This window comes from Rhodovulum imhoffii (assembly GCF_003046545.1).
GTDB lineage: Bacteria > Pseudomonadota > Alphaproteobacteria > Rhodobacterales > Rhodobacteraceae > Rhodovulum > Rhodovulum imhoffii.
Genome location: NZ_QAAA01000003.1, coordinates 152,443 through 178,908, shown reverse-complemented (window position 1 = coordinate 178,908; position 26,466 = coordinate 152,443). Strand labels below are relative to the sequence as shown.

Annotated in this window: 25 protein-coding genes; 9 read left to right on the top strand and 16 right to left on the bottom strand. The window is 65.1% G+C overall.

What is annotated here, in order from left to right; all coding sequences use genetic code 11:
* Nucleotides 1–23: 23 nt before the first annotated feature.
* The 3 genes from C8N32_RS03965 to C8N32_RS03955 form a co-directional block, all read right to left on the bottom strand.
* Nucleotides 24–2,744: a DNA translocase FtsK gene (locus C8N32_RS03965; protein WP_107891170.1), complete on the bottom strand. Its 2,721-nt coding sequence runs from the start codon at nucleotides 2,742–2,744 to the stop codon at nucleotides 24–26.
* 7 nt (nucleotides 2,745–2,751) lie between these two features.
* Nucleotides 2,752–3,930: an aminotransferase class I/II-fold pyridoxal phosphate-dependent enzyme gene (locus C8N32_RS03960; protein ID WP_107891169.1), complete on the bottom strand. Its 1,179-nt coding sequence runs from the start codon at nucleotides 3,928–3,930 to the stop codon at nucleotides 2,752–2,754.
* Nucleotides 3,931–4,052: 122 nt separating this feature from the next.
* Nucleotides 4,053–5,384 carry an amidase gene (locus C8N32_RS03955; protein WP_107891252.1) on the bottom strand — a complete coding sequence of 444 codons (1,332 nt, stop codon included), beginning with the start codon at nucleotides 5,382–5,384 and terminating at the stop codon, nucleotides 4,053–4,055.
* A gap of 87 nt (nucleotides 5,385–5,471) precedes the next feature.
* On the opposite strand from C8N32_RS03955, the gene C8N32_RS03950 reads away from it, so the two are divergent.
* Nucleotides 5,472–6,698, top strand: a complete 1,227-nt coding sequence (locus tag C8N32_RS03950; RefSeq protein WP_107891168.1) for an FAD-dependent monooxygenase — start codon at nucleotides 5,472–5,474, stop codon at nucleotides 6,696–6,698.
* Here the strand turns inward: C8N32_RS03950 and C8N32_RS03945 are convergent.
* The 6 genes from C8N32_RS03945 to C8N32_RS03920 form a co-directional block, all read right to left on the bottom strand.
* Nucleotides 6,695–6,868 carry a Trm112 family protein gene (locus C8N32_RS03945; protein ID WP_107891167.1) on the bottom strand — a complete coding sequence of 58 codons (174 nt, stop codon included), beginning with the start codon at nucleotides 6,866–6,868 and terminating at the stop codon, nucleotides 6,695–6,697. The two genes, C8N32_RS03950 and C8N32_RS03945, sit on opposite strands and share 4 nt — an antisense overlap.
* Nucleotides 6,865–7,509: an LON peptidase substrate-binding domain-containing protein gene (locus C8N32_RS03940; protein WP_107891166.1), complete on the bottom strand. Its 645-nt coding sequence runs from the start codon at nucleotides 7,507–7,509 to the stop codon at nucleotides 6,865–6,867. Before C8N32_RS03940 ends, C8N32_RS03945 begins: the two co-directional genes overlap by 4 nt.
* Nucleotides 7,510–7,536: 27 nt before the next feature.
* Nucleotides 7,537–8,442, bottom strand: coding sequence for a thioredoxin (trxA, locus tag C8N32_RS03935; protein WP_107891165.1), 906 nt, complete (start codon nucleotides 8,440–8,442; stop codon nucleotides 7,537–7,539).
* Nucleotides 8,443–8,508: 66 nt separating this feature from the next.
* Nucleotides 8,509–9,297 (bottom strand): exodeoxyribonuclease III, encoded by a 789-nt coding sequence (locus C8N32_RS03930; protein WP_107891164.1) that lies wholly within the window; start codon nucleotides 9,295–9,297, stop codon nucleotides 8,509–8,511.
* Nucleotides 9,297–10,271, bottom strand: a complete 975-nt coding sequence (locus C8N32_RS03925) for a glycosyltransferase family 2 protein (RefSeq protein WP_107891163.1) — start codon at nucleotides 10,269–10,271, stop codon at nucleotides 9,297–9,299. The genes C8N32_RS03930 and C8N32_RS03925 overlap by 1 nt, the downstream gene beginning before the upstream one ends.
* A 58-nt stretch (nucleotides 10,272–10,329) precedes the next feature.
* A complete protein-coding gene (locus tag C8N32_RS03920) occupies nucleotides 10,330–11,016 on the bottom strand; it encodes a response regulator transcription factor (RefSeq protein WP_107891162.1) in 687 nt (228 codons plus the stop codon).
* Between the two features lie 152 nt (nucleotides 11,017–11,168).
* Between C8N32_RS03920 and ribA the strand changes: the two genes are divergently transcribed.
* Complete coding sequence (gene ribA / locus C8N32_RS03915; RefSeq protein ID WP_107891161.1) at nucleotides 11,169–12,260, top strand: GTP cyclohydrolase II; 1,092 nt, start codon at nucleotides 11,169–11,171, stop codon at nucleotides 12,258–12,260.
* Between the two features lie 2 nt (nucleotides 12,261–12,262).
* On the opposite strand, the gene C8N32_RS03910 is transcribed toward ribA, so the two are convergent.
* Nucleotides 12,263–12,445, bottom strand: coding sequence for a hypothetical protein (locus C8N32_RS03910; RefSeq protein ID WP_107891160.1), 183 nt, complete (start codon nucleotides 12,443–12,445; stop codon nucleotides 12,263–12,265).
* Between the two features lie 127 nt (nucleotides 12,446–12,572).
* Here C8N32_RS03910 and C8N32_RS03905 point away from each other — a divergent pair, with 127 nt between their 5' ends.
* On the top strand, nucleotides 12,573–13,073 hold the full coding sequence (locus C8N32_RS03905; RefSeq protein ID WP_107891159.1) for a L,D-transpeptidase family protein: 501 nt from the start codon (nucleotides 12,573–12,575) through the stop codon (nucleotides 13,071–13,073).
* On the opposite strand, the gene C8N32_RS03900 is transcribed toward C8N32_RS03905, so the two are convergent.
* The 3 genes from C8N32_RS03900 to C8N32_RS03890 all read right to left on the bottom strand — a co-directional run bounded on the left by C8N32_RS03900 (nucleotide 13,064) and on the right by C8N32_RS03890 (nucleotide 16,963).
* The gene (locus C8N32_RS03900; RefSeq protein ID WP_107891158.1) at nucleotides 13,064–13,717 is read right to left on the bottom strand and encodes a YggS family pyridoxal phosphate-dependent enzyme; all 654 of its coding nucleotides are present in this window, start codon (nucleotides 13,715–13,717) and stop codon (nucleotides 13,064–13,066) included. The genes C8N32_RS03905 and C8N32_RS03900 overlap by 10 nt on opposite strands.
* Nucleotides 13,704–15,860: a tetratricopeptide repeat-containing sulfotransferase family protein gene (locus C8N32_RS03895; RefSeq protein WP_107891157.1), complete on the bottom strand. Its 2,157-nt coding sequence runs from the start codon at nucleotides 15,858–15,860 to the stop codon at nucleotides 13,704–13,706. The genes C8N32_RS03900 and C8N32_RS03895 overlap by 14 nt, the downstream gene beginning before the upstream one ends.
* Nucleotides 15,861–15,949: 89 nt before the next feature.
* The gene (locus C8N32_RS03890; protein WP_107891156.1) at nucleotides 15,950–16,963 is read right to left on the bottom strand and encodes a porin; all 1,014 of its coding nucleotides are present in this window, start codon (nucleotides 16,961–16,963) and stop codon (nucleotides 15,950–15,952) included.
* Between the two features lie 239 nt (nucleotides 16,964–17,202).
* Between C8N32_RS03890 and C8N32_RS03885 the strand changes: the two genes are divergently transcribed.
* From C8N32_RS03885 to holA, 4 genes are all read left to right on the top strand, one after another.
* Complete coding sequence (locus C8N32_RS03885) at nucleotides 17,203–17,715, top strand: DUF3576 domain-containing protein (RefSeq protein ID WP_170106726.1); 513 nt, start codon at nucleotides 17,203–17,205, stop codon at nucleotides 17,713–17,715.
* Nucleotides 17,716–17,798: 83 nt separating this feature from the next.
* Entirely contained in the window at nucleotides 17,799–20,390 is a 2,592-nt protein-coding gene (leuS, locus tag C8N32_RS03880) for a leucine--tRNA ligase (RefSeq protein ID WP_107891155.1), read from the top strand.
* Nucleotides 20,377–20,871, top strand: coding sequence for an LPS assembly lipoprotein LptE (gene lptE, locus C8N32_RS03875; protein ID WP_107891154.1), 495 nt, complete (start codon nucleotides 20,377–20,379; stop codon nucleotides 20,869–20,871). The genes leuS and lptE overlap by 14 nt, the downstream gene beginning before the upstream one ends.
* The gene (holA, locus tag C8N32_RS03870) at nucleotides 20,868–21,890 is read left to right on the top strand and encodes a DNA polymerase III subunit delta (RefSeq protein ID WP_107891153.1); all 1,023 of its coding nucleotides are present in this window, start codon (nucleotides 20,868–20,870) and stop codon (nucleotides 21,888–21,890) included. The genes lptE and holA overlap by 4 nt, the downstream gene beginning before the upstream one ends.
* On the opposite strand, the gene C8N32_RS03865 is transcribed toward holA, so the two are convergent.
* Nucleotides 21,887–23,059 carry a TIGR03862 family flavoprotein gene (locus C8N32_RS03865; RefSeq protein ID WP_107891152.1) on the bottom strand — a complete coding sequence of 391 codons (1,173 nt, stop codon included), beginning with the start codon at nucleotides 23,057–23,059 and terminating at the stop codon, nucleotides 21,887–21,889. The two genes, holA and C8N32_RS03865, sit on opposite strands and share 4 nt — an antisense overlap.
* A gap of 73 nt (nucleotides 23,060–23,132) precedes the next feature.
* On the opposite strand from C8N32_RS03865, the gene C8N32_RS03860 reads away from it, so the two are divergent.
* On the top strand, nucleotides 23,133–23,438 hold the full coding sequence (locus tag C8N32_RS03860; RefSeq protein WP_107891151.1) for an HNH endonuclease family protein: 306 nt from the start codon (nucleotides 23,133–23,135) through the stop codon (nucleotides 23,436–23,438).
* Here C8N32_RS03860 and C8N32_RS03855 read toward each other — a convergent pair.
* Together C8N32_RS03855 and C8N32_RS03850 are read right to left on the bottom strand one after the other, a co-directional pair.
* Nucleotides 23,435–24,061, bottom strand: a complete 627-nt coding sequence (locus C8N32_RS03855) for an enoyl-CoA hydratase/isomerase family protein (RefSeq protein WP_107891150.1) — start codon at nucleotides 24,059–24,061, stop codon at nucleotides 23,435–23,437. The two genes, C8N32_RS03860 and C8N32_RS03855, sit on opposite strands and share 4 nt — an antisense overlap.
* Nucleotides 24,058–24,810, bottom strand: a complete 753-nt coding sequence (locus C8N32_RS03850) for an SDR family oxidoreductase (protein WP_107891250.1) — start codon at nucleotides 24,808–24,810, stop codon at nucleotides 24,058–24,060. The genes C8N32_RS03855 and C8N32_RS03850 overlap by 4 nt, the downstream gene beginning before the upstream one ends.
* Nucleotides 24,811–24,940: 130 nt before the next feature.
* On the opposite strand from C8N32_RS03850, the gene C8N32_RS03845 reads away from it, so the two are divergent.
* Complete coding sequence (locus C8N32_RS03845; protein WP_170106725.1) at nucleotides 24,941–26,437, top strand: DUF2125 domain-containing protein; 1,497 nt, start codon at nucleotides 24,941–24,943, stop codon at nucleotides 26,435–26,437.
* Nucleotides 26,438–26,466: the final 29 nt, after the last annotated feature.

Here is a 26,466-nt window from a genome sequence, read left to right as displayed (position 1 = left end):
CGCCCGCCGAGATCAAAACTGCGTCAAGCCTGCTCGGGAACGAGTATCTCCCGCTTGCCGACATGGTTGGCGGGGCTGACGACACCCTGTTCCTCCATCTGCTCCACCAGTCGGGCAGCCTTGTTGTACCCGATGGCCAACTTGCGCTGGATGTAAGAGGTCGAGCACTTGCGGTCCTTAAGCACGATCGCCACGGCCTGATCGTACAGCGCATCTTCACTGTCCGTATTGCCACCAAGACCAAGGACGAGGTCGATATCGTTTTCCTTGTCCCCCTCGGGCCCTTCGACCACACCGCCGACATAATCGGGCGGGCCATATTGCTTGAGGAAGGAAACGATCTCCTCCACTTCCTCATCAGAAACGAACGGCCCGTGGACACGGGTGATCTTGCCGCCCCCAGCCATGTACAGCATGTCGCCCATACCCAAAAGCTGCTCTGCTCCCTGCTCTCCAAGAATGGTGCGGCTGTCCACCTTGGACGTCACCTGGAAACTGATCCGGGTCGGGAAGTTGGCTTTGATGGTGCCGGTAATCACATCCACCGAGGGGCGCTGCGTCGCCATGATAAGATGAATGCCCGAGGCCCGCGCCATCTGGGCAAGGCGCTGGATACAGGCTTCGATCTCCTTGCCGGCGACCATCATCAGGTCCGCCATTTCATCGACGATGACAACGATATAAGGCAGGACCTCGGGCGAGAATTCCTCCGTCTCGAAAACAGGTTCGCCGGTTTCATCGTCGAACCCCGTCTGCACGGTACGGGAGAACATCTCCGCCTTGGCCAGCGCGTCACGTACCCGTCCGTTGTAGCCCTCGATATTCCGCACGCCCATCTTGGACATCTTGCGGTACCGGTCTTCCATCTCTGCCACGACCCATTTGAGCGCCACCACAGCCTTCTTGGGATCGGTCACCACGGGGCTGAGCAAATGCGGAATGCCATCGTAAACCGACAATTCCAGCATCTTCGGGTCAATCATGATCAGGCGGCATTCGTCGGGCGTCAGCTTGTAAAGCAGGCTGAGGATCATGGTGTTGATCGCCACCGACTTACCCGACCCCGTCGTCCCCGCAATCAGAAGATGGGGCATCTTGGCCAGGTTCGCCACAACCGGCGCGCCGCCGATATCCTTGCCCAGCGCCAAGGGCAGGCGCATGTTCGTATCCCCGAAATCACGCGCTGCGAGGATCTCGCGCAGCACCACCATTTCGCGATTTGCATTGGGCAGTTCTATCCCGATCACGCTGCGCCCCGGCAAGGTGGAAACCCGTGCCGCCAGCGCCGACATCGACCGGGCGATATCGTCGGCCAGGCCGATCACCCGGCTGGCCTTCAGGCCCGGCGCGGGCTCCAGTTCATACATCGTCACCACCGGGCCTGGCCGGACGGAAACGATCTCTCCCTTGACACCGTAATCGTCCAGCACGTTTTCCAGCATCCGGGCGTTTTCCGCCAGCGCCTCATCCGAAAGGTAATGGCGTTCAACCTGCGTCGGGTTGGTCAGCAGCGACAGCGGCGGATGATCATAGGCCTGCTCGGCTTCCTCGAATTTCAGGTCCGGCTGGGCCTCGGCCTGTGCGCGGCGGGACTGTTGAACCGGGCGACCATGCGGCTTCACCACGACGCGAGGCGCCTCAGGCACAGGACGCGCAGAACGGGCGGGCAGATCCCGGAGGCTTGCGTCATCCCCCTCATCTTCGAAATCCTCGAACACAGGGTCCGGGTCCGGCATCAGACGGGGCTGGGGCGGCAGGGGATCCGCGATCAGCGGTTGCGGACCCCGCCCCCGTCGCAGGGGGGGCTCCGGCCGCAGGGCGGCGAGTTGCGGCCCCGGCTTGCGCGCGCGCGCCTTGATGACATCGGCAATCCGTGCCTTGATCCGGTCTTCGGAGGGCGGATCCAGTTCCCTGTCCTCTGCCAGATCGCTCTCCACCAGTTCCGGCATCAGTTCCGGCCCCGGTTCCGGCGCCGATAAACCGCGCCGCGGAACGCGCGACAGCAGACCGGCGCGCAGCCTGGCAGCGGACTCCTCTGCCGGGGCGGCCGCCGTGCGGACACGCACCGCCCGCGCCCTGTCAAGCACGGCCCCTGCCCCGTGGCGAAACAGCGACAGCAGTCCGACATAAGACATCACCGCCCCGACCAGAAGAAACCGGCCGAAGGCTTTCATCTCGGCCCGGTCGACACCCATTGCCAGCAACGCCAGCGCAACGGTCGCCAGCGCCGTCAGCACCGAAACCGCCTTCAGCCCAAAAACCGGCGACAGCGGCAAAAGCCCCAGCACCGCGCCCAACACCGTATCGCCAAACAGCCCGCCGACACCGAAGCTTTGGGTCCAGCTTTCCGGCGGCACATGAGTCGAGGCATAGATGGACGCGCTCAGCACGGCGAAAGGCACAAACGCCATCCGCCCGAGAACCCGGTCGTCGCTGCGATGGAAAATCAGCCGCAAGCCCCAGCCCACCGCCAACAGCGGCAAGATCCAGCTTCCCCAGCCCAGAACGATAGTCAACGCCGCCGCAACCGAAGCCCCCCCCCGGCCAAGCATATTCTGCGCAGGCGCATCGGTGGCCGAAAGCCAGCCTGGATCATCGGGCACGTAAGACCCCAGGATCATCGCCAGAATCACGCTCAGCACCATCAGGGCAAGGCCCAGCAATTCCTTGCTCCGGCGTTCCAGAACCGCCTGAAAGTTGGAATCGAAAAGAGGGTCTCGCTGTTTTATCTGGTAAGAGGCCATCGGTTCCTCACTGATACAGGCAATCGCGGATCAGGGTGAGCCCGCGCCGCACTTCATCCTCGGCAGCGACAAGCGCCACCCGCACATATCCGGCGCCGGGATCCTCACCGTTCACCACCCGGCTGAAATACCTGCCGGGAAGCACCCGCACCCCGGTCTCCCGCCAAAGCCTCAGCGCCGCGGCTTCTGAATCCGCTACCGGAAGCCACAGGAAGAACCCGGCCTCTGGCGGGGTATATTCCGGCAACCCCGCGAAGACGTCGTCTGCCACGGCGTATTTGCGGCGGTACAGGGCGCGATTGTCTTCCACATGCGCGTCGTCGGCCCAGGCATGTTCGGCCACACGCTGCACCGGCAGAGGTTGCGGCGCCCCGGCATAGGCGCGCAAATGCCTTACCCGTTCGATACTCTGCCGCCCTCCGGCAACAAAGCCGGATCGCAGGCCGGGCAGGTTGGACCGCTTGGACAGCGAATGGAATACGACCGCCCGCTCCGGGTCGCCACCCTGCGCCTGCGCGATCTGCAACAAGCCCGGCGCGGGCGCGTCACGATATATCTCGCAATAGCATTCATCGGCGAAGATCTTGAAGTCGTGCGTCTCGGCCAGTTCAATCAGGCTGGTCCAGTACCCGTTATCGGCCACCGCCCCCTGCGGGTTGGACGGAGAGCACAGATAGGCCACGGCGACACGATCCAGCACCTCCGGCGCAAGCGCCGTGTAATCGGGCAGAAACCCCGATCCGGCCGTAGCGGGCACGTAAACCGGCTCTGCCCCTGCCGCGAGGGCGGCCACGCCGTAAACCTGATAGAACGGATTCGGGATCAGCACCACCGGACGCTGGCCCCGCTTTTCCTCGGGGCAAAGCGCCAGCAGCGTGTTGAAAAGCCCCTCCCGCGTGCCGTTGAGGGGGATGATCCGGTCATCCCCGACCGTCACCCCGTAGCGGCGCTGCAAGTACCCTGCAATGGCCACACGCAACTCGGGCGTGCCATCATTCGGCGGGTATTTTCCAAAATCCCCGGCGTGCTGCGCCATCACATCCCCGACCCAGCCCGGGAACGGGTGGCGCGGCTCCCCTATCGTCATGTGCAAGGGCTCCCCTCCGGGCGCGTGGGCGTCCAGAAGGCTCCGCAAGCGCGGAAAGGCGTAAGGGGGCAGGTGCGAAAACCGCTTCGGAAAGGTCATGAACCCCGTTCTTGCTTGTGTTACTGCCTCAGTCCGGGGTCACCGCCCCGTTTGGGGATACGATACCGGCTCCGGCCGCCAGCGTCCAGAAAAACACCCACACCGGCCCGGCGTTGTGGTTTTCAGGTCAGTGCCCGCTCCATCGCCGCGCCAAGGCGCAGCAGTCGTTCCTCCCCCCTCGGGGGGGCCAGAACCTGGACCCCGACACCGGGCGTGCCGCTGGGCAACGTCAGGGCGCTCCCCCCCATCAGGTTGCCGATACGGGTGTTGCGCAGCGCCAGCAGGTTCTGGCTTGCAAAATATTCGCCATCCGACAGAAGACGGTCCACCTGCGGGGGCAGGATCGGGCACGTGGGCAGCAACACCGCATCGAACCCGGCGGTCGCGCTGTGCCAGTCCCCCCGCAGGGCTGCCAGCTTCTGCCAGGCCTGCACATAGTCAACGCCGCTGAACCGCGCCCCGACGCGGAAACGTTTCAGAATCTCGCCATACATCCTGTCCGGCGCCGCCTCAATCGTGCCGGCCCATGTCGCATACGCTTCGGTGGTATACAGGACAGCCGACAACGCCATCGCGGTATCGAGCGCCGGCACCGTCCCGCGTACAATCCCCGCCCCTGCCTTGGCAAGGCGCTCCACCGCCTCCTCGAATCCGGCACATACGCTATCCTGGATGTCGTCGAAAGCAATGTTTTCCAACACCATCAGCCGCGTCCCGGACAAGCCCGCCCCGCGCAAATCCACCGCGCGCACGCCCTCCAGCGCCGCCAGCATCAGCGCCGCATCCTCGACCGTGCGGCACAACGGTCCGACCGTGTCGAACCGCGCCGCCAAAGGCACCACCCCCCGCAACGACAGCCGCCCGGCGGTCGTCTTCAGCCCCACAAGACCATTCCAGGCCGCAGGCAGCCGGACAGAGCCCCCGGTATCGGACCCAACCCCCGCCGCCGCCAGCCCGAAGGCCACCGAGGCCGCCGCCCCCGAGGACGACCCCCCCGGCGCCGCCCCCGCATCATGGATATTGGGCGGGGTTTCGGTGACGGGATTAACCCCGAGACCAGAGAAGGTCAGTTCCGTCATATGGGTCTTGCCCAGACAGACCAGCCCGGCGGCAGTCGCGGTCTGCAAGACCTGTGCGTCGCGTCCGGGCACCCGGCCTTCCAGCAGGGCGGAGCCGGCCTCCGTCTCCACACCTGCGGTATCGAAAAGATCCTTCCACGACACCGGCACACCATCAAGAAGCCCCCGCCGCGCATCCGACCGGGCGCGGTTCCGGGCGGCTTCGGCCTCGGCCAGCGCACGGGGGGCGGTCAGCCGGGCGTAGATGCGCCCGGCCTCCGGATCGGCCGCGATGGCGTCAAGATACGCCCCGGCCAGATCCACGGGGTCCAGCACTCCGGCCCCGATCGCCCGCCCCTGCGCCGCCGCGCTTTGCGCTCTCCAGTCACTGGCCATGCCGATCTCCGTCCTGTTCTGGTCCACAGGACGGTAATCGCTGGCCCGGATATGGACAATCCCGTCCAACCCGCCATATTGCCGGACATGCGTACCGATTCAGATATCCTGATCGTCGGCGGGGGGCTGAACGGCCCGGCGCTGGCCCTTGCACTGGCTCAGGGCGGGTTGACCGTCACCGTCATCGACGCCCTGCCCGAACCGACCCGCAAAAGCGACGCCTTTGACGGGCGCTCCTACGCGCTGGCGCTGGCCTCGATGCGGTTGCTCAAGGCAGTCGGCGTCTGGCAGGGGGTTGCCGCACAGGCCCAGCCAATCCTGGATATCGTTACCTCCGACGGGCGGGCGGGCGAAGGGCCGGCACCGTTCTTCCTCGAATTCCCGAACGGGGAACTGGAGGAAGGCCCGATGGGCTACATGCTGGAGGACCGCTTCCTGCGGCAGGCGATGCTGGAAGCAATCGCTGCGGAACCGCGCATCACCACGCTGTCGGGCGAAACCGTGACCGGGCAAGCCCCTGACGCTACAGGCCTTACCGTTACACTCGCCTCGGGCAAGACCCTTCGGGGGCGGGTTCTGGTGGGATGCGACGGACGGCGCAGCGGCGTTGCCGAACGCGCCGGAATCCGTCGCACGGGCTGGGATTACGGGCAGACCGCGCTGGTTTGCGCCATCTCACACGAAAAGCCTCACAACGGCACCGCGCACCAGTTCTTCATGCCCGCCGGCCCGCTGGCCATCCTGCCGCTGCCGGGCCACCGGTCCTCCATCGTCTGGAGCGAAACCCACAGGAACGCCGCCACCATTCAGGCGCTGGACGAGGCAGGCTACCTTTCCGCCTTGCGCCCGCGCTTTGGCGACTTTCTGGGCGACATCGCTCTTGAGGGGAAACGCTTCAGCTACCCGCTGAACCTGACACTGGCCAACGCCTACGTGGCCGAGCGCGTGGCGCTGGTCGGCGATGCCGCCCACGGGGTACATCCGATTGCCGGTCAGGGGCTGAACCTTGGTCTGCGCGACGTCGGGGCACTGGCAGAAGTGCTGGTCGATTCCCGCCGCCGGGGGGAAGATTTCGGCATGCTCAACGTGCTGTCCCGTTACCAGGAATGGCGACGCTTCGACACGACCGTACTGGCCGCCGGAACGGATGCAATCAACAAGCTGTTTTCCAGCGACAACCCGCTTCTGCGGCTGGGGCGCGATCTTGGCATGGGGGCGTTAAACGTCCTGCCCGGCCTGCGGCGCCGCTTCATCCGCGAGGCTGCCGGCCTGACAGGTGACCTGCCACGCCTGATGAAGGGGCGGCCGCTTTAGTCGAGCTTGCGCGCCTCGTCCACCAGCATCACCGGTATGCCGTTGCGGATCGGGTAAGCCAGATGCGCGGCCCTGGAGACAAGCTCCTGCCGCTCCGCATCATAGGTCAGCGGTGCACGGGTCACCGGACACACCAGCGATTCCAGCATTTTGCGGTCGGATTTCGTCATTGCATCATCTCTTCGTTGCTACCCCCGCGAAGGGCAAACTCGATCAGCGTGATAAGCGTTTCCCGCCGCGTCTGCAATGACGGCGCCTCCAGCAAGGCCTGCTTGTCCTCCGGCGCGAACGGACAGAGCATGGAAAGCGAATTGATCAGAAGCTCGTCCTCGGCCTCCTTCAGGCTGTCCCAATCGGTGGACAGGCCGCGTTCCTCGAAGAAACGGCAAAGCAGCGCCATGAACTTCCCCCGGTCAAAGCCGCTGTCGGTTTCGGCGGGGCCAGTGTCCCGCTCGAACCCCTCCCACTGGACATCCGCCTTCGGGTAGGGTGCAAAACCCGAATGCGTGCGGGAGATACGGTAGCGGGACACCCCCGAGAGGGTGATCATGTAGCGCCCGTCCTCGGTTTCCGAGAAGGCCGTCACCCGGCCCGCACAGCCGATACTGTGGAACTTCCCGGACTCCGCACCCGGTCCCCCGCGCGGTTGCACCATGCCGATCAGACGATGCGGCGTTTTCAGCGTATCCTCCAGCATCGCAAGGTAGCGCGGCTCGAAAATGTGCAGAGGCAAGCGCGCCCGGGGCAGCAAAAGCGCCCCGGGCAACGGGAAAACGGGTATGGTGTGCGGCAGGTCGGCGATGTTGAACATATCAGCCAATCTAGCCCTGCGGACCCATCAGGCAAATATCATCGACGACAATTTCCGCCGCCCCTTCAGGGCAATGGGGTCCTGCGGTTTGAGCGCATCAAAGATGGTCAGCAACTGCGCCTTGGCGGCACCTTCGTTCCACTCCCGGTCGCGGCGGAAAAGCTCCAGCAATTCGTCCACGGCCTCTTCGATCGCGCCACCGGCATGGAGCGCCTTGGCAAGATCGAACCGGGCCTGATGATCGCCGGGATCGGCGGCCACGGCAGCACGCAAATCGCCGACCGGCCCGGCCTCGGCGGCCTGAAGCGCCAGGCGAAGCTGCGCGCGGGCGGCCTCCACCTCGGGGGCATTGGCAATCACGGCGGGCGCGGCCTCCAGCAGCGCCTCGGCCTTCCCGGTTTCCTTCAGCGCCAGATGGGCCCGCACCAGGCCACCATAGGCGGCAGCATGCCCGGGATCTTCGCCCAGGATGGCCGCAAAGGTCTGCGCGGCATCCACCACGGCGCCCTCGGCCAGCATCTGCTCGGCCGCTTCGACGGCCTCGCCAAGGCCGCCATCGCCGGCCAGGGCCGCGGTACGGTCGACAAACGCTTTCAGTTCCAACCCCGAAAGCGCCCCCTGGAACCCATCCACCGGCTGCCCGTCGAAGAAGGCGTAAACCGTGGGAATCGACTGGATGCGCAGTTGCGCCGCCACCTGCTGGTTTTCATCCACATTGATCTTGACCATACGCACCTTGCCGCCCGCCTCCTGCACGGCCTTTTCCAGCATCGGTCCAAGGGTCTTGCAGGGGCCGCACCACGGGGCCCAGAAATCGACGATGACGGGCACCTCTTTCGAGGCCTCGATCACATCCTCCATGAAAGTGGCTTCGGAAATATCCTTGACCAGGTCGCCCTGCGGCGCGGGGTTGGTACCGCCAAGTTCCAGCATGTCGGTTCTCCGTATTTAGATTTGCGCCTTATATGTGCCCGCGGGCGGCAAAACCCAAGGGCGGATTCACAGATCGAAGCTGGCAAAGACCGGCGCGTGGTCGCTGGGCTGCTCCCACCCCCGCGCGGGGCGCAGAATGCGCGAGCCGTGTGCCGCTGCCGCAATGTCGGACGAGGCCCAGACATGATCGAGCCGCCGCCCCTTGTCCGCCGCATCCCAGTCACGGGCGCGGTAGGACCACCATGAATAAAGCCGTCCCTGGGGGATATCGGCGCGGGTGACATCGGTCCAGCCGCCCGCCGCCTGCGCCGCTTCGAGATGCGCAACCTCGAGCGGCGTATGACTGACGACCTTCAGCAACTGCTTGTGGGACCACACGTCGTCCTCACGCGGGGCGATATTGAGATCGCCAACAAGAATCGCGCGGCGCGGGGGCTCCCGGAGGAACCAGTCCCGCATGTCGGTAAGGTAGTCGAGCTTCTGACCGAATTTCTCATTCACCGCACGGTCGGGAACATCGCCCCCCGCGGGAACGTAGAAATTGTGGATGACCACGCCGTTCTCCAGGCGCGCCGCAACGTGGCGGGCGTGGCCCAGACCGGCGAAGTTCATCTCTCCGGCATCCTCGAGGGGCAGCTTCGAGAGGATCGCGACGCCGTTGTACCCCTTTTGCCCCCGCGCCACGATATGGCCGTAGCCCAGCGCACGAAACGTCTCCACGGGGATTTTGTCGACCGGACTCTTGCATTCCTGCAAACACAGGATGTCGGGCGCTTCTTCCTGCAACAGCTTGCAGACCAGCGCCGCGCGCAGGCGAACGGAATTTATGTTCCAGGTAGCAAGGGTGAAAGGCATCAGGCGGTCTCGGAAAACTGGGAATCCACGGCGGCCACGAACTCGGCCAGTTCCGGGTCCGCGCGCAGGGCTTTGATCTTGTCGTGGTACCACGCCACGGATTTCTCATGCAGGTCGCGCAGTTCCGGATCTCCCATCAATTCGTCCAGCCAGACGCGGGCCAGGGGGTCATAGCGGCGGATGCTGTCGTCATGCTCATGGTTGAGGTCAAAGCGCGCCCAGTAATCCATGCCCAGCGTGTGGGTCATGTGGTTGGCACGGCCCCGCGCCCGCTTGACGAGAAACGACTCCCCCGAGCGCAGCGCATAATGGTTGACCTGCGCCGCCTCAAAGGACAGCGCCGCGCCGACCCGGCTCTCCCCTTCGGCAAAAAGAACCCCTCCGGGCAGTTCCACGCGAATCTGCTCTGCCTGATCGTCCTTCGGGATCGGGGCATGCAAACCGACCCGCTTGAACCGGGGCAGCCCGGTGAACAGGGATTTCATGAACTTGCCGGCTTCCGGACGCGCCTCAGGCGGATGCTCGGCCATCGTGAATTGCTCGGTCACGGGCCGGTCTACAAAACGATGCACGCCCGAGGGGCCGAAAACGCGCCACGGCACCGAAATCACATCCGCGCCCTCTCCGGCGGCCGCCACCAGCGCCTGCACCGATCCGTCGCCCACATGAACGTTCAGGTATTCATCCGCATCGCAGACGAAAATCCAGTCCGCCTGCTGTACTTCCGGATTCCGCTGTGCCTGTTTCAGCGCCGCGCGATGGATCGAGGTCGAAGACCACACCCGCGTTCCCCGGTGTATTGCCAATCCGCGCCGCTCCAGCGCCTTGAGGATGTCAACGGTCGTGTCCTCGCAGTCATTCGTTTGCACCACCAGATAGTCGAAACCGAGCGCCTTGTAATGCGCGATCCATTCCAGGATGAACGGGCCCTCGTTCTTCATGGTCGATATCAGCGTGTAAGTCTGTTTGGGCATAACCTGTCCTCGGCGCGTCGGGGGCAGTATTTTCGCAAATCCGCCCCCCGCGCAAGGGTCAGGCCACCAGCCGGTATCCCCCGGCCTCGGTCACGAGGATGCGCGCATTCGAGGGATCCGGCTCGATCTTTTGGCGCAACCGGTAGATGTGGGTTTCCAGCGTGTGGGTGGTAACGCCCGCGTTATATCCCCAGACTTCATGCAGCAACACGTCGCGCGCCACCACACCCTCTGCCGAACGATAGAGAAACTTGAGGATATTGGTTTCCTTCTCGGTCAGGCGGATCTTGCGGTCATCTTCGGTGAGGAGCATCTTCATCGATGGTTTGAACGTATAGGGTCCGAGCTGGAATATCGCGTCCTCGGATTGTTCATGCTGACGAAGCTGCGCACGAATGCGGGCCAACAGGACAGGAAAGCGGAACGGCTTGGTGATATAATCGTTCGCTCCGGAATCCAGCCCCAGGATCGTGTCGGCATCGCTGTCATGCCCGGTCAGCATCAGGATCGGGCACTTGACACCCTGCTTGCGCATCAGCCGGCACAGTTCGCGACCGTCGGTATCGGGCAGGCCCACATCGAGAATGACCAGGTCATGCAGCGCCCCTTTCGCCTTCTCCAGCGCCTCCGCGCCGGTTCCGGCCTCGAAAACGTCGAAATCCTCGGTCATGACAAGCTGCTCACTCAATGCCTCGCGCAGGTCGTCATCGTCATCGACCAGCAAAATCTTCTTCAGCGTGCTCATGCGGCCCTCCTCATGTTCATTGAAACAGAGATGACCCCGGACACCGGCGGTGCAAGAAATGCAACACCCCGTTCACGCAACCGTGTGGCGGAGCGGGGTTTTGTTTCATATCTGTCTTATTTGCGGCTAAACCCCGCGCAAAGGAGTCCCGCATGTCTCTAGGCCCCAACAGCACCGAACAGATCGCCCGCGCCCGCGCCGACCTGCGCATGGGGGTGCCCGTGGTGCTGGACCACGGTGCGCAGGGTCTTCTGGTGCTGGCCGCAGAGACCATCGGACCGGCCCGGATGCAGGCCGTTCGTGCCCTGGGCGGGCAGCCGGTGATGGCGATCACCGCACACCGGGCGGCAACGCTCAGGGCGCGCCCCTATGACGGGGACATCGCGCGCCTGATCCTGCCGCCGGATGTCGGACCCGCCTGGGTTCAATCGGTGGCCGACCCCGCCGATGACCTGACGAACCCGTTGCTCGGCCCGTTCCCCAGCCTGCGCGACGGCGACCCGGCCCCCTGCCGCACGGCGATTCGGCTGGCAAAGTCGGCACGTCTGCTGCCCGCCGTTCTGGCTCTGGACGTTCCGGCCCCCGAAACCTTCGCCGCCCGACACGGGCTGACCCGCATTGCGCTGACGGAGGCGGAGATCGCGTTATCCGCAGCCAGCCCGATGCACCCGGTCACCGCCGCACGGGTGCCCCTGAAAGTCTCGAAGGCCGGGCGTGTGCATGTCTTTCGCCCCGAAGATGGCAGCGAAGAGCATTACGCCGTCGAAATCGGGGCGCCCTCACGCGGGGTCCCGGTGTTGGCACGGTTGCATTCGGCCTGTTTCACCGGCGATCTGATCGGCAGCCTGAAATGCGATTGCGGTGCACAACTAAAGGCCGCTCTGGCTCAGATGGGGGCCGAGGGCGCCGGCGTTCTGCTCTATCTCAATCAAGAGGGGCGCGGCATCGGGCTGGCCAACAAGATGCGGGCTTATTCTCTTCAGGATCAGGGCTTTGACACGGTCGAGGCCAACCACCGCCTCGGCTTTGAAGACGATGAGCGCGATTTCCGAATCGGCGCCGGCATTCTGCGCGAGATGGGTTTTTCCGCAGTGCGGCTTCTTACGAACAATCCCGCAAAAATCCGCATGATGCAGGCCCACGGCATCGGCGTGGTCGAACGCGTGCCGCTCCGGGTCGGGAAAACCTGCGAAAACGCGGAGTACCTTGCCACCAAGGCGGCGAAATCGGGCCACCTGCTGTAGCGTCAGCCCTGACTTGGGGCGCGCATCATCTTGATTGCGGCCTGGATTCCCCGCCATTGCTCACTTTGGGCCGTATCGCCGCTGTCCTCGAACTGCCGGGCTTTGCGGGCGGCTTCGGCCTCGGCCTTATCGCCGTGAGCATCATAAAGCGCGCGGGCATATTCCGTGATCTTGGCCATTTCCATGGGACCTCTCCTTGATCTTGGATCAACCTCTCCGTGCAGGTCACCATAGCACATCCCGCATGCCCACGGACAGTCAGCCTGCCGCAGGGGCTTTTCTCCGACGCGAGACTGGGCCAAAGTCGCGCCCATGTCACCCGATGATCTGATCCTGACCCGGACTCACCTGCGCTTTGCCGGGCGGCGCTTTCCCTGCGCCACCGGACGCGCCGGCGTGCATGAGACCAAGCGCGAAGGCGACGGCGCCACCCCCCACGGCGTGCACCGCATCGCTGGCATGTTGTACCGGCCCGATCGCCTTGCCCCGCCCGCCCCCTGGGCACGCCCCATCGGGCCGGGCGACCTGTGGTCCGACGACGGTGCGGACCCGGCCTACAACCACCTTGTCCGTGCCCCCCACCCCTTCAGTCACGAACGGTTGTGCCGGGCCGATCCGCTGTATGACATCGTGCTGATCACCGATTGGAACTGGCCCGATGCCAAGCCGGGGCGTGGGTCCGCGATTTTTCTGCACCAGTGGCGCAAACCGCGCCATCCCACCGAAGGCTGCATCGCCTTCCGCCGCGATCACCTGCGCTGGATCGCCCGGCGAATCGTGCCGGGCAGCCGGGTGATCGTGCCTCACCCGTAAGCCCGCGCCCCGAAAATGGCCGACCCGACGCGGACATGGGTTGCGCCCAACGCGACGGCGGTCTCGAAATCGCCGCTCATCCCCATGGAAAGACCCGCCAGACCGTTACGCGCCGCGATCTTGCCCAGCAGGGCGAAATGCAAGGCCGGTTCCTCCTCCACCGGGGGGATGCACATCAGCCCGCGCAGGGGCAGATCCATCGACCGGCACTCCGCGATGAAGGTATCGGCATCCCCGGGCAAAATCCCGGCCTTTTGAGGTTCCTCACCGGTGTTCACCTGGATGAACAGATCCGGGCAGGCGCCGCGCTCCTGCGCCAGATCGGCCAGCCGGCGGGCCAGCTTCGGACGATCGACGGAATGGATGGTGCTGAACAGCTCCACCGCCTGCCGCACCTTGTTGCCTTGCAAAGGACCGATCAGGTGCAGATCCACACCCGTGAACCGGGCCATAAAACCCGGCCATTTTCCGGTGGCCTCCTGCACGCGATTTTCCCCGAACACGCGGTGGCCTTCTTCCAGCACGGCCTCGACCCGCTCCGGCGGCTGCACCTTGGACACGGCGATCAGCGTCACGTCTTCGGGCGCCCGCCCCACCCCCCGCGCAGAGCTGGCAATCCGGGCCTGAATGTCACTCAATCCCATCTGGGTCTCCGTCTTCGTTCAGCGCCGCGAACAGGGGCGCAAGATCATCCTTGTAGTGCTCCCACGCCGCGACCGAGGATTTGTAGATCGGCTGGCGCACCTGGTAGACGCTTAGCGTGCTGACCCGGCGGTCGGTTTCGTGGAAGGACAGGCAGGCGTCTTCCCACGGCAGGCCGCAGGCGGCAATCAGCTTGCGCGTTTCCACTTCGGGCGCCGCGATCAGGTCTTCGTACTGTATCTCGTGGAACCCCCCGGGAAGAACAGCCCGCCAGAACCCGACCATCTCTTCGAACAGGCGGTAGTAATGCCCCAGATCGCGCAGGTCATAGGCATAACGGTGCGTCCCTTCGGCGAACATGTTCTTGTAGATCGAAAACAGCGTATCCCGCGGATCACGGCGGACCAGTACGATATGCGCGCGCGGCAGAATCTTTCGCACCGCTCCCATGACCATGTAGGTCTGGATGGATTTGTCCGTCACTCGCCCGGCCTCCGAAAGTGCCCGCAGGCGCGTTTCCAGATTTCCGGCGATCTCGCGCAGGGTCGTGTCGGGAACATCCGCAAACGGTAAAAAGCCCTTGGGCGCGGCCATCGCCCCCGTCACCGCCCCGGCGAAATACCCCACCTCCCCCGCGCCGCCAACACGGGGGTGACTGGCGAGGATCTGCTCCACCAGCGTGGTGCCGGAGCGCGGCATCCCGGTCACGAAAATCGGGGCGAAATCCGGTGCATCGGGACTCGGGGTCAAATCTGCCCCCGAGAAGGCAGCCTTGAGACCGTTCACCTCGGCCCGACGCGCGGCAATGTCATAGGGGTAGCGGCGGCGCATCAGCGCGTTGCCGGTCACGAGGTAGGGAAAGACCTTGTCATGGGCCTTGACGGCCTCCTGCGCGCGGGCAAGGGCAAAGGCCAGATGCATGCGGCTGGCCACGCTCAGGCCGGGCTTTTCGTAGAGCGCCTCCATCTCCGCGATAAGGGGATCGCCGGGCCGGAACTTCACCGTCGCGGCGTAGACGCGGTAATGTTCCCCGTTTTCCGGCTCCAGCGCAATGGCGGCGCGGAAATCCCGCGCGGCGTCCTCGAAACGACCGAGGGTTTGCAGGAACAGCCCGCGCGCGCTGTGGGCAAAGGCCGATTCCGGGTCCAGGTCCAGCGCGGCTCCAAAGGCGGCCTCCGCCTCCGCATCCCGGCCCTGCGCCGCAAGGGCCTGCGCCAGCCGCACCCGAACAACGGCCGTATCGTGGCCGGCCTCCCGTGCGTCATGCAGGACTGTCTCCGCCGCCTCCGGGTCATGACCGACCATAAGTTGTTGGGCCAGCGCCAGATGCGCCTCCCGCAGCCGGGGCGCTGCGGCGACGGCCTTTCGCAAGGCGGCGATAGCCTCCTGCGCCCGGCCCTTGCGGGCCAGCGCCAGCCCAAGGTTGCAAAGCGCCGGCGGCAGCGCGGGCGCGTGACGCAAAGCCGTCTGGAAACTGGCAAGGGCGGCGTCCACCTCACCCCGGTTCAGCAAGACACGGCCAAGGTTGTTATGCGCCTCGGCATACTCGGGCGCACGCGCGATCGCGGCGCGAAAAGCGGCAAGGGCCTGTTCGGGGTTGCCCAGATCCCGCAGGCAGGTTCCGTGTATATTGGCCAGCAGGGCCACATTGGGGTGCGCCTTGCGCAGCGCGCGGGCGCGTTTTTCGGCACCGGCAACATCGCCCGATTTCAACCGCGCGACCAGTGCGCCGATCTCTCCCGGATCGGCATCCCCCGTCCCGATCCGGGTCTGACCCCGCGCGGACAGGCGGTCCTGAAGCGTCACGGTCAGCCTGGCAGGCAGGCGGGCGGCCTTGGCCTCTTGCAAGAACGCGCGGGCCCGCGCCGGATCGCCGAGCCGGGCCAGCAAGTCGGCCTCCTGTATCCAAAGGGCGGTTTCCCGCGGCTTCTGCTGCCGGGCCCGGGCCAGATGCGCCAGCGCGGCCTCCGTATTGCCACGGGCCTGCGCGATCCGGGCCAGTTGCACATGCGCCTCGGTCAGTTGAGGGGCGGCACGCAACAATGCGGTGTAAGCGGATTCGGCCTGATCGAAACGCCCCGCCTTATGCAGGCGCAAGGCGTCGTTGAACTGGCGTTTGATGGCGGCGGGGTTAAGCGGAAGCATGGGCGTATCCTCGGGTCTTCCCCGGCCATAACGCAAAAGAAAAGAGCGGGCAAATCGCCCGCTCTTCCCGCTTGAAAGTTCCGTGGAACTTAGAAGCTCATCGCGATACCCAGCGAGTAGGAATCGGCGTCGACGTCGATGTCGGCGTCGTCGAAGTCAACGTCGCTGTTGCCGTAGCCGAACTGAACGACGGCACCGCCGCCCAGGTCGTAGTTGGCAATCAGGCCGAAGCCTTCGGCTTCGTTGTCGCCGTTGAAGTCGTACTTACCGTAGTTGGCCGCCAGGGTCAGGGCGTCCATGGTGTAGGCAACACCAATGCCGATGTGGTCGGCATCGTCGTCGTCGCCGGTGTCGTCGATGTCGAGGCTGGAGTAGTTCAGCGCGGCTTCGAAGCCGTTGCCGAAGTCACCATAGATCGACACACCGTAGACGTCGGCGTCGTCGGTGGTCTGGTAGCCGAGACCGAAGCCGATGGTCATACCCGAGGCCAGGTTGGCGTCATAGGACACACCCACACCCCAGATTTCGTCGCTGCCTTTTCTGCCATCGTCGGTTTGCGCCAGCGAGGCCGAAATACCGAAGTTGCCGAAGTCGTAGTCGTAACGCAGGTTCTGCTCATCCCCGTACGGGTCGAGACCGGCGTTGCCGTTGAAGCCGGCATGCTCGGTTTCGTCGTCGGCGATGGAGCCACCGGCAAGGGCGACTTCTTTCAGGCGCTTGTCGTAGGCACCGTCGGTTTCACCCAGGGTCAGCGTGCCGAACGCACCCGAGATGAACACGGTTTCGTTGTCGTAGGACGAGTCGCCGTTGATCCGGGCCGGCGAGTTCGATTCTTCCAGTTCGACGTGGAAGCCGAAGGTCAGGCCGCCATCGGTTTCACCGGTGCCGTCAACGGCGATGGTGAAATCGTTGTGGAACTGAATGTCGTCGTTACTGACTTTCTCGCGGACCGTGCCGAGGGTATCGTCTTGATACTCGGTCACGTAATCGTAGCGCTCACCCCCGACGACACCCATTTCGGCGGAGCCGGAGATGGTGATGTCGGCGGCGGCGTAGCCCGCGGTGGCAACCAGTGCGGTGGTCGCGAAGAGAACCTTTTTCATGGTTTTCCCTCATGTTTTTCAGGTGCACCCCAATTCCCATCGAACTGGGTATGGGGATTTATCTCGCTCTTTGACCGGTCAAATGCAAGGAAACCGGCAGGCCTCCGGGCACAGGCGGGCAGAATGATGCAGCTTTGCCACACACCCGCCGGGGGGCGTTCCAGGACTTAACCCTGAAATAACTTGTTCCTGCTTCTGGGCTCGGCTACAGAACGGATGAGCGAAAAGAGGCGAATTCTATGGTGGTTTCCCCCAAGATACGCATGGCGGTTTGCGGTCTGGTCCTGGTTGCACTTTCCGGTTGCGGCGGCGGTGGCAACGGCTTGTTTGACCGGCGGCCCGCCAGCGAAGAGGCGCTGGAAAAACAGCGCGTCAACACCCCCGTCGGCGAACGCGAAGCGGAGAACCGCTCCACCATCTGGGACCTTTTCGAGAACCGCGACGACCCCAATACAACCGTCGAGGTCAACAAATATCTCTGGAACGCCTCTCTGGACGTTCTGAATTTCCTGCCGATCCAGTCGGTCGATCCGTTTTCCGGCGTGATCGTGACCGGCTATGGCACGCCTCCGGGTGGCGGGCGGGCCTATCGTGCCACCGTTTACGTGCAGGATCCGGCGCTGGACGCGCGGTCGCTGAAGGTGGCGCTGGCCAGCCGCGCCGGCCCCGTCAGCCCCGACACCGTGCGCGCCGTCGAGGACGCGATCCTGACCCGCGCCCGCCAGTTGCGTCAGCGTGACAGCAGACTCTAGGCCCACTGGACGCGGCCGCGCCGCAGCATTATCAAACCGCCGGGCCTTCGCGCCCGGCGTTTCACCTTGAAGAGGGACAACACATGGCGCGCTTTGCCCCGAGCGAGATCGAGCCGAAATGGCAACAGGCCTGGGAAAAGGCCGGCACCTTCACCGCCCGCCGCGAGGATGACAAGCCCAAATACTACGTGCTTGAGATGTTCCCCTACCCATCGGGCCGCATCCACATGGGGCATGTACGCAACTACACCATGGGAGACGTGATCGCGCGGTACAAATCCTCCTGCGGGTTCAGCGTTCTGCACCCGATGGGCTGGGACGCCTTCGGCATGCCTGCCGAAAACGCCGCCATGGAGCGCGGCGGCCACCCCAGGGAGTGGACCTATTCCAACATCGCCGTGATGCGCGATCAGATGAAACCCCTGGGGCTGAGCATCGACTGGTCGCGGGAATTCGCCACCTGCGATCCGGACTATTACGGACAGCAACAGGCAATGTTCATCGACATGATGGAGGCCGGGCTGGTTTACCGCAAAAACGCCACCGTCAACTGGGACCCGGTGGACATGACCGTGCTGGCCAACGAGCAGGTGATCGAGGGCAAGGGCTGGCGATCCGGCGCGCCAGTGGAACGGCGCGATCTGACACAGTGGTTCTTCCGCATATCCGATTATGCCGGGGAGTTGCTGGAGGCCCTGGGCGGTCTCGACAACTGGCCCGAGAAGGTCAAGCTGATGCAGCGCAACTGGATCGGGCGGTCGCGCGGGTTGCAGATGGCGTTCTCGACCATCGACGCCCCCGAGGGCTTCGACCGGATCGAGGTCTATACCACCCGCCCCGACACGCTGCTGGGTGCCAGTTTCATCGGGATCTCCCCCGATCACCCGCTGGCCAGGGCGCTGGAACAGGACAATGCCGCTCTCGCCGCCTTCAACGCCGGGTGCCGCCGCATGGGCACCAGCGAAGAGGACCTGGAAAAGGCCGACAAGAAAGGATACGACACCGGCCTGCGCGTGCGTCACCCTTTCGATACCGCGTGGGAGTTGCCGATCTATGTCGCCAATTTCATCCTGATGGATTACGGTACCGGCGCCATCTTCGGGTGCCCCGCCCACGATCAGCGCGACCTCGACTTTGCCCGGAAATACGGCCTGCCGGTGCTGGATACCTTTGTCGCGCAGAACAACGGCCAGCCTGTCGGGAACGAGGCCTTCGTTCCCCCGAAAAGCGAGACGGTCCGCTGGCTGCGCGCCTATGCCTGGGATGAGATCGCCACCGGGGAAGAGGCCATCGAGGCCGCCATCCGCTTTTGCGAATCGAACGGTGTCGGCCAGGGCGTGACCAGGTTTCGCCTGCGGGACTGGGGCCTGTCGCGCCAGCGTTACTGGGGCTGCCCGATCCCGGTCGTGCATTGTGGCGCCTGTGGCGTAGTGCCGGAGAAAAAGGAAAACCTGCCCATCCGCCTGCCCGATGACGTTACCTTCGACAGGCCGGGCAACCCGCTGGACCGGCACCCCACCTGGCGCGACTGCGCCTGCCCCGCCTGCGGCGCCCCGGCAAAGCGCGAGACCGATACGATGGACACGTTCGTGGACAGTTCGTGGTATTTCGCCCGTTTCACCGCACCGCGCGCCGCCACGCCCACCACCCCGGACGAGGCTGGCTACTGGATGAATGTCGACCAGTATATCGGGGGCATCGAACACGCGATCCTGCATCTGCTTTATTCGCGGTTTTTCGCGCGCGCGATGCACAAAACCGGCCACCTGCCCGCCAAGGCGATCGAACCTTTCGACGCGCTCTTCACCCAGGGCATGGTGACCCATGAGATCTACCAGACCCGCGATGCGAAAGGCCGCCCCGTTTATCACCTGCCCGAAGAGGTCGAAAACGGTCACCTGAAGGCCACGGGCGAGGCGGTGGAGATCATCCCCTCCGCCAAGATGTCGAAATCCAAGAAAAACGTGGTGGACCCGGTCAATATCATTTCAGGGTACGGCGCCGACACCGCACGCTGGTTCGTGCTGTCCGACAGCCCGCCGGAGCGTGACGTGGAGTGGACCGCCGCCGGCGCCGAGGCGGCCCACAAGCACCTCTCCCGCGTCTGGCGCCTCGCTGACGGTATCACGCAGGAGTTCAACGAAGGCGGTATCGCCGCTTATGAGGCCGAGGGTGCGGGCGCGGCAACAGAGGGGGAAGACGACCTGACCCTGCGCCGCGCCCTGCACCGGACGATCCATGATGTAACGATGGGGATCGAAAGCTTCGGGTTCAATACGTCCGTAGCAAAACTTTATGCCTTCACGAACGTTCTGGCGAAAACGAAGGCCGGTCTCGCGGCCCGGCGCGAGGCGATCATGACCATGGCGCAGCTGATGGCCCCCATGACTCCGCATCTTGCCGAAGAAATCTGGGAGATGCTGGGCGGTGCCGGCCTTGTGGCCGAAAGCCCCTGGCCCAGGGCCGATCCCGCGTTGTTGATCGAAGAGACGGTGACCCTGCCGATCCAGATCAACGGCAAGCGGCGCTCTGAACTTCAGGTCGCCCCGGACATGCCCAAGGAAGAGGTTGAAAAGCTGGTGCTGGAGGACGATGCTGTGCGGAAGGCGCTGCAAGGCGGCGCCCCCAAAAAACTGATCGTCGTTCCGGGCCGCATCGTCAATGTCGTCATCTGACCGCCGCACCTTCCTGTCGGGTCTCGCCGCGTTCGTTCCGGCGGGCTGCGGGTTCCGGCCGCTTCATGGAACGGAAGGCGCGGGGGGCGACCTGCGCGGGAGAGTGGCCATCGCGCCGCCCGAAACCCGGGACACCTTCGTTCTGAACGCCCGGCTGGAAGACCGTCTGGGCCGGGGAGAGGCCGCCGCCTACTCCCTGTCCTACGATCTTTCCACCCGGCGGGTCAGCCTTGCGATCAGCCGGACACAGGATACCACGCGCTACAACATCGAAGGCGCCCTGCGCTTTGCCCTGCGCGATCTTTCCACCGGCGCGGTCGTGCAAAGCGGGCAGGTACAAAGCTTTACCGGCTACTCGGCCACCGGCACGCCGATGGCCGCGCAGGTGGCCGAGAACGATGCGCGCGCGCGGCTGATGGTGATCCTCGCCGACCAGCTTGTCACCCGGCTGATGGCAGGGGCGGCAGGCCGGGCGCCATGAAGCTTGCCCCCCGCGATGCCCCGCGCTACTTCGCGCGACCGGAGCCAGACCGCACCGGCCTTCTGATTTTCGGGGGGGACGCGATGCGTGTTGCCCTGCGCCGCCAAGAGGTCATCGCCGCGCTGCTTGGCCCGCGGGGCGAGGAAGAGATGCGCCTCACCCGAATACAGGGCGGCGATCTGCGCGGCGACCCGGCGGCACTGTCCGATGCGATCAGGGCACAGGGATTCTTCCCCGGCGCGCGGGTGGTGTTCGTGGAGGACGCCACCGATGCCCATGCCCCAGCCATTTCCGCCGCAATGGAGGGCTGGCAGCCAGGCGATGCCCAGCTTCTCGTCACCGCCCGGCAGCTGGCGCCCAAATCCGCCCTGCGCGCCCTGTTCGAAAAACATCCCAACGCCTACGCCGCCGGGATTTACGACGACCCGCCCTCGCGCGCGGAAATCGAAGCGACGCTGGAAAAGGCCGGACTGGCACGGATCGATCGCCCGGCGATGGACGACCTGCTGGCGTTGGCGCAGGTGCTGGACCCCGGCGATTTCCGCCAAACAGTGGAAAAGCTGGCGCTTTACAAGCTGGGCGATGACACACCGGTTGCCTCCGCCGACGTTTCGGCCTGTGCCCCCGGCACGACGGAGGCCGCCCTTGATGACCTCATTCACGTCGTGGCCGAGGGGCGCGGAGGGGAGGTTGGCCCGCTTTTGTCACGGTTGGCGGCGCAGGGGGTACAGCCGGTCGGGCTGTGCATCGCCGCCAACCGGCATTTTCGCGCCCTGCACGCGGCCGCCAGCGATCCCGGCGGTCCGGCCAGCGGCATGTCCCGTCTGCGCCCACCGGTGCATTTCAAGTCCCGCGACCGGATGGTGCGGCAGGCACAGGCATGGGGCATGCGACGGCTGGAACAGGCGTTGTCGCTTCTCGTTGAGACGGACCTGACGCTGCGGTCCTCCCAACGCGGGCCGGCCATGGCGGTGATGGAGCGCAGCCTGATCCGGCTGGCGGTGCTGGCGCGACGCTAAAGCCGGCGCGCCGCGGCCTGCCCCGCCCAGCGCCCGGTGGCGAGACAGCCGGTCAGCAGGTACCCCCCCGTAGGGGCTTCCCAGTCCAGCATTTCCCCCGCACAAAACGTGCCCGGCCGGGCGCGCAGCATCAGGCCCTCATCCAAAGCGGCCCAGCGTACCCCCCCGGCGGTGGAGATCGCCTCCTCCAGCGGGCGCGGCCCTCTGTGTCGAACGGGCAACGCCTTGAGCACTTCCGCCAGCGCCTGTGGTTCTTGCGGCAAAGGGCGGGCGAATTCCTGCACCAGCGCCAGCCGCGCCCCCGTCAGCCCCAGCGTCTTGCGCAAATGGTTGGACAGGCTCATCTTGCCACGGTTGCGGGACAGGCGCGCCACCACCTGCGCCGGAGTCACGTCCGGCAGCAGGTCGATCTCCAGCGCCGCGCCCTCGCGCAGCGGACGGGACAGCGCGTAAATCGCGCCCCCTTCCAGCCCCCGGCGGGACAGGACGAACTCCCCGCGCTGCCATCCCCCACCGGCCCGTTGCGCGGTTCCCTTCACCGGTGCGCCGAACCAGCGCGCCATCGGGGCCGACCAAATCACCGTCAGGCCCATGTTGGCAGGGCGGAACGGCGCCATCTCCACCCCCTCTTCGGTCAGAAGCGGCGCCCAGCGCCCGTCAGAACCCAGCCGCGGCCAGCTTGCCCCACCCAATGCCAGAACCGTGACCGGCGGGGTCAATCGCACGCGCCCATCTGGGGTGTCGAAACATACGGCCTCCCCCTGCCACCCCGTCCAGCGCCAGCGGGTGCGCAGGTGAACACCATGCGCGCCCAACCGAGACATCCATGCCCGCAACAGCGGCGAGGCCTTCATCGCTTCGGGAAACACGCGCCCGGAACTGCCGGTGAAAACCGGCTGGCCAAGACCGCGCGCCCAATCCTGCACAGCGTCGGACCCAAAGGCCTCCAGCATCGGGCGCAGGTGCGGCGCCGCCTCGGCATAGGCCGTCAGGAATGTCTCGGGCGGGTCGGCCTTGGTCAGGTTCAGGCCCGATTTGCCCGCCATCAGCAGTTTGCGCGCGACCGAGGGCCGGGCCTCTGCCAACAGCACGGGGTGCCCGGCTTGTGAAAGGGCCTCCGCCGCCATCAGGCCCGCCGGCCCTGCCCCAATCACCAATGCACGATCCATTCCGCCCCCTTGCATGGTCACGCGACTGCGGGGCATGCTTTGCCCGCGAACCCCACCCCGCGCAAGGCCTGCGATGTCCGACATCCCCGTTTGTCCCCTGTGCGGGCGCCCCATCCCGCGGCACGCACCGCAAAGCGACCACCACCTCATCCCGCGGCTGCGGGGCGGAAAAGGCGGGCCGGTGGTGCGCCTGCACCAGATTTGTCACAACGAGATTCACGCCAGCCTGACCGAGACCGGGCTTGCCCGCGGCTACACCACAGTCGAAGCCCTGCGCAGCCATCCGCGGTTGGCGAAATTCATTGCCTGGATCCGCAAGCGCCCCGACGATTTCCACGCCGGGTCCCCCGGACCGCGCCGGGCGAGCCGCCGCCGCTAGAAGGATCGCCCCTCGCACATGGCCTTGATCCTGGCGCGGACCTGCGGATCGGCCGCCAGCGCAGGAGCGGCCAGATCCGCGACGGTGGCCTCAAGCGCCTCGGGTACGACGATGCGGTCGATCAGACCGAAGGCCAGCGCCTCCTCCGCGCTCAGCCGGGTATTGCCCATCAACAGCAGCTTGGCCCGCGCGGGACCGACCAGCGCCGCCAGGCGCGCCGGATCCGAAGGCTGAGGCAGGAACCCGAGCTTGATCGCCGGATAGAAAAACCTTGCCCCCGGCACCGCCAGCCGCAGGTCGCAGGCCAGAACCATGCCAAAGGCGCCCCCCGCCAGCGTCCCGTTGAGGGCGGCCACCGTCAGCGCCGGCAGCCGTGCAAGGGTACCCGAAACGCGTTCCCACACACCATCCGTGGCCAGGCCGTCATGGGCCTCCTCAAGGTCGGCGCCGGCGCTGAAAACCTTTCCGGTGCCGGTCAGCACCAGTGCCGCGGCCCGGGCGGCCTCGGCCTCCAGGGCAATTTCCTCGATCCGGGCCAGCATGGCGCGGGTCAGGGAATTGGCCTTTTGCGGACGGTTCAGGGTCACCCTCCACAGCCCGCCGTCTTTTTCCAGGCCGATCATGCCAGCCCCACACGGCGGCGGATCGCCTGCTCTCTGAGGGAAACCTCCTGCCCCAGAAATTCATCCGCTTCGGGGCCGCTCATCCAGACCAGCGCCCTGGCGGGCCAGGCGGGGGGGATGTGCTCTGCCCAGTCGAGGCGGCTGATCCGGTTCACACCGCTTTCGCGAATCCGTCGCTGCATGTCGGTTGCAACGGTACCGGGGGACAAGCCGAGGGCGCGGATCCCCCTGGCACGGTTTTCCCGGTCGGCGCTGCGGGTCAGCATCGCCACTCCGGCCTTGGAGGCGCAATAGGCGCTCCAGCCGTCCAGCGCATTGTGAGCGGCGCCGGAACTGACCGTCAGGATGGTGCCCCCCCCGGCCGAGATCATCCCCGGCAGCACCGCGCGCATCCCGTTGAAAACGCCTTTCAGGTTGATATCGATCAACGCCCCCCATGCTGCGGGATCGGCCTGTGCCAATGGCCCGATAGGGTCTATCACGCCTGCGTTGTTGACCAGAATGTCAAGCCCTCCAAACCGGGTCCGCACCTCTGTAACCACCTGGGAAAGGGCGGTGAAATCGGCCACGTCGCAGGGCAGGGCCAGCGCGCTTTCCCCGATTTCGCGGGCGAGCGTCGCAATCGCCGCGCCACTGCGGGCCACAAGCGCAACCCGCGCCCCGGCCTGTACGAATTCGCGCGCCGCCGCCGCGCCGATTCCCCGGCTGGCCCCGGTGATAAGAACCGTCTTGCCTGTAAGTCGTGCCATGTGTTCCTCCATCTTCCACCGGAGGTAACCCGGCACGGCGGGGTTTTCCAGTTGCAAGAGCGCATTGACTTACCCCACTGCAAGGAAGAAGGTTGCGCCGAAGTCATTGAAAGGGTCCGAGATGCGTTATATGAATTCTGTCCGTACAGGGGCTTTTGCCCTTTGTGTGTTCTCCTCCCCTGCCCTTGCGGACCTGACAGCCCGGCAAGTCTGGCAAGATTGGGGCAGCCATTCCGCCAGCTACGGGCAGACGGTCACCGGAACCGAGATGACCGTGGGCGATTCACTGGTCGTGACCGACATCAAGATATCGATGAAGCTGCCCGGGGGCGAGGTAAACGGCGCCATCGACCGCGTGGAATTCAAGGAAAACGGGGATGGTACGGTAACCGTGATCCTGTCGCCGGATTATCCGGTGAGCCTGAAAACCAAAAACCCCGACGGCGATGTGGAGGAGATGGAGACCCTCTTCCGCCAGGACGGGTTGAAAATGATCGCGTCAGGAGACGAGACGACCATACGCTATGATGTTACCGGCCCCGGGCTGAGTTTCGAGATGACGCGCCTGACGGTGAACGGGAAAGAGCGACCTCTGGAGCTTCTGATCCGCATCGCGGATATCGCGGCAAGTTATGGTTTTACTCTGACCGAAACCGGCCAGCGATCTGTCATGAGCGAGGGCACCGCCAGGTCCGTGAACTTTCGCGTCGCCTCTTCCGTGCCCATGGATGAGAGTGCCCCCGGAGAAGTCTCTTCGGCGCTGTTTTTGGGTGAGATAACCGATATCAGCGGGAAGTCTTCGTCCATCGTTCCCGACGGGATGAACTCGCTGAATCTGTGGACGGCAATCGGGACCGGCTTTGTTGGTGAGGGTGAGATTTCATTTGGTGCAACCTCCTACAGCAGCACGGTAAAAATGCCAGACCAGGAGGCAACAACCACGGCTGTCCGTTCCGGGGCGGGAAAGCTGGCGATTGAGCTTAGCGAAGCGGGTTTGCGCTACGGAGTCACCCAGACGGATGTCGTCCTCAGTTTCACATCTCCGATTTTGCCGATCCCCGAGCTAAATGTGGCCATGGAGCGCAGCGAAAGCCGGTTGATGCTGCCGCTCGTTCCATCTGATGAGCCGCGCGATTTTGCCCTGATGTCCACTACGAAGGGCCTGACCCTCAATGAAGATTTTTGGGCGATGTTCGACCCGTCCGGCGTGCTGCCGCGCGACCCCGCTACGATGGTGCTGGATTTGTCGGGGAAGATGCGCTTGCCGGTCGATGTTTTAGCCCCGACCCTGAAGAATTACCGGCCTGAGGTTGAGGTCGAAAGTGTCGCGCTCAACGATCTGACCCTTAGCATGGGCGGCGCCATCCTGACCGGTACGGGGGCGTTCACCGTCGACAATTCCACCGCTGTCCCCAACCCCGACGGCACGGTGAACCTGCGTCTCGAAGGTGGGAATGCACTGCTCGACAACCTCGTGACGATGGGGCTTGTGCCGCCCGATCAGGCCAACGGGCTGCGGATGATGATCGGGCTCTTCGCCCGCCCCGGCGAAGGGGAGGATACGCTGGTTTCCGACATCACGTTTAAAGACAGGCAAATTCTGGCCAATGGCCAGCGGCTCAAGTAAGCCGGACGGGGCACCTTCGGGTGCCCCGT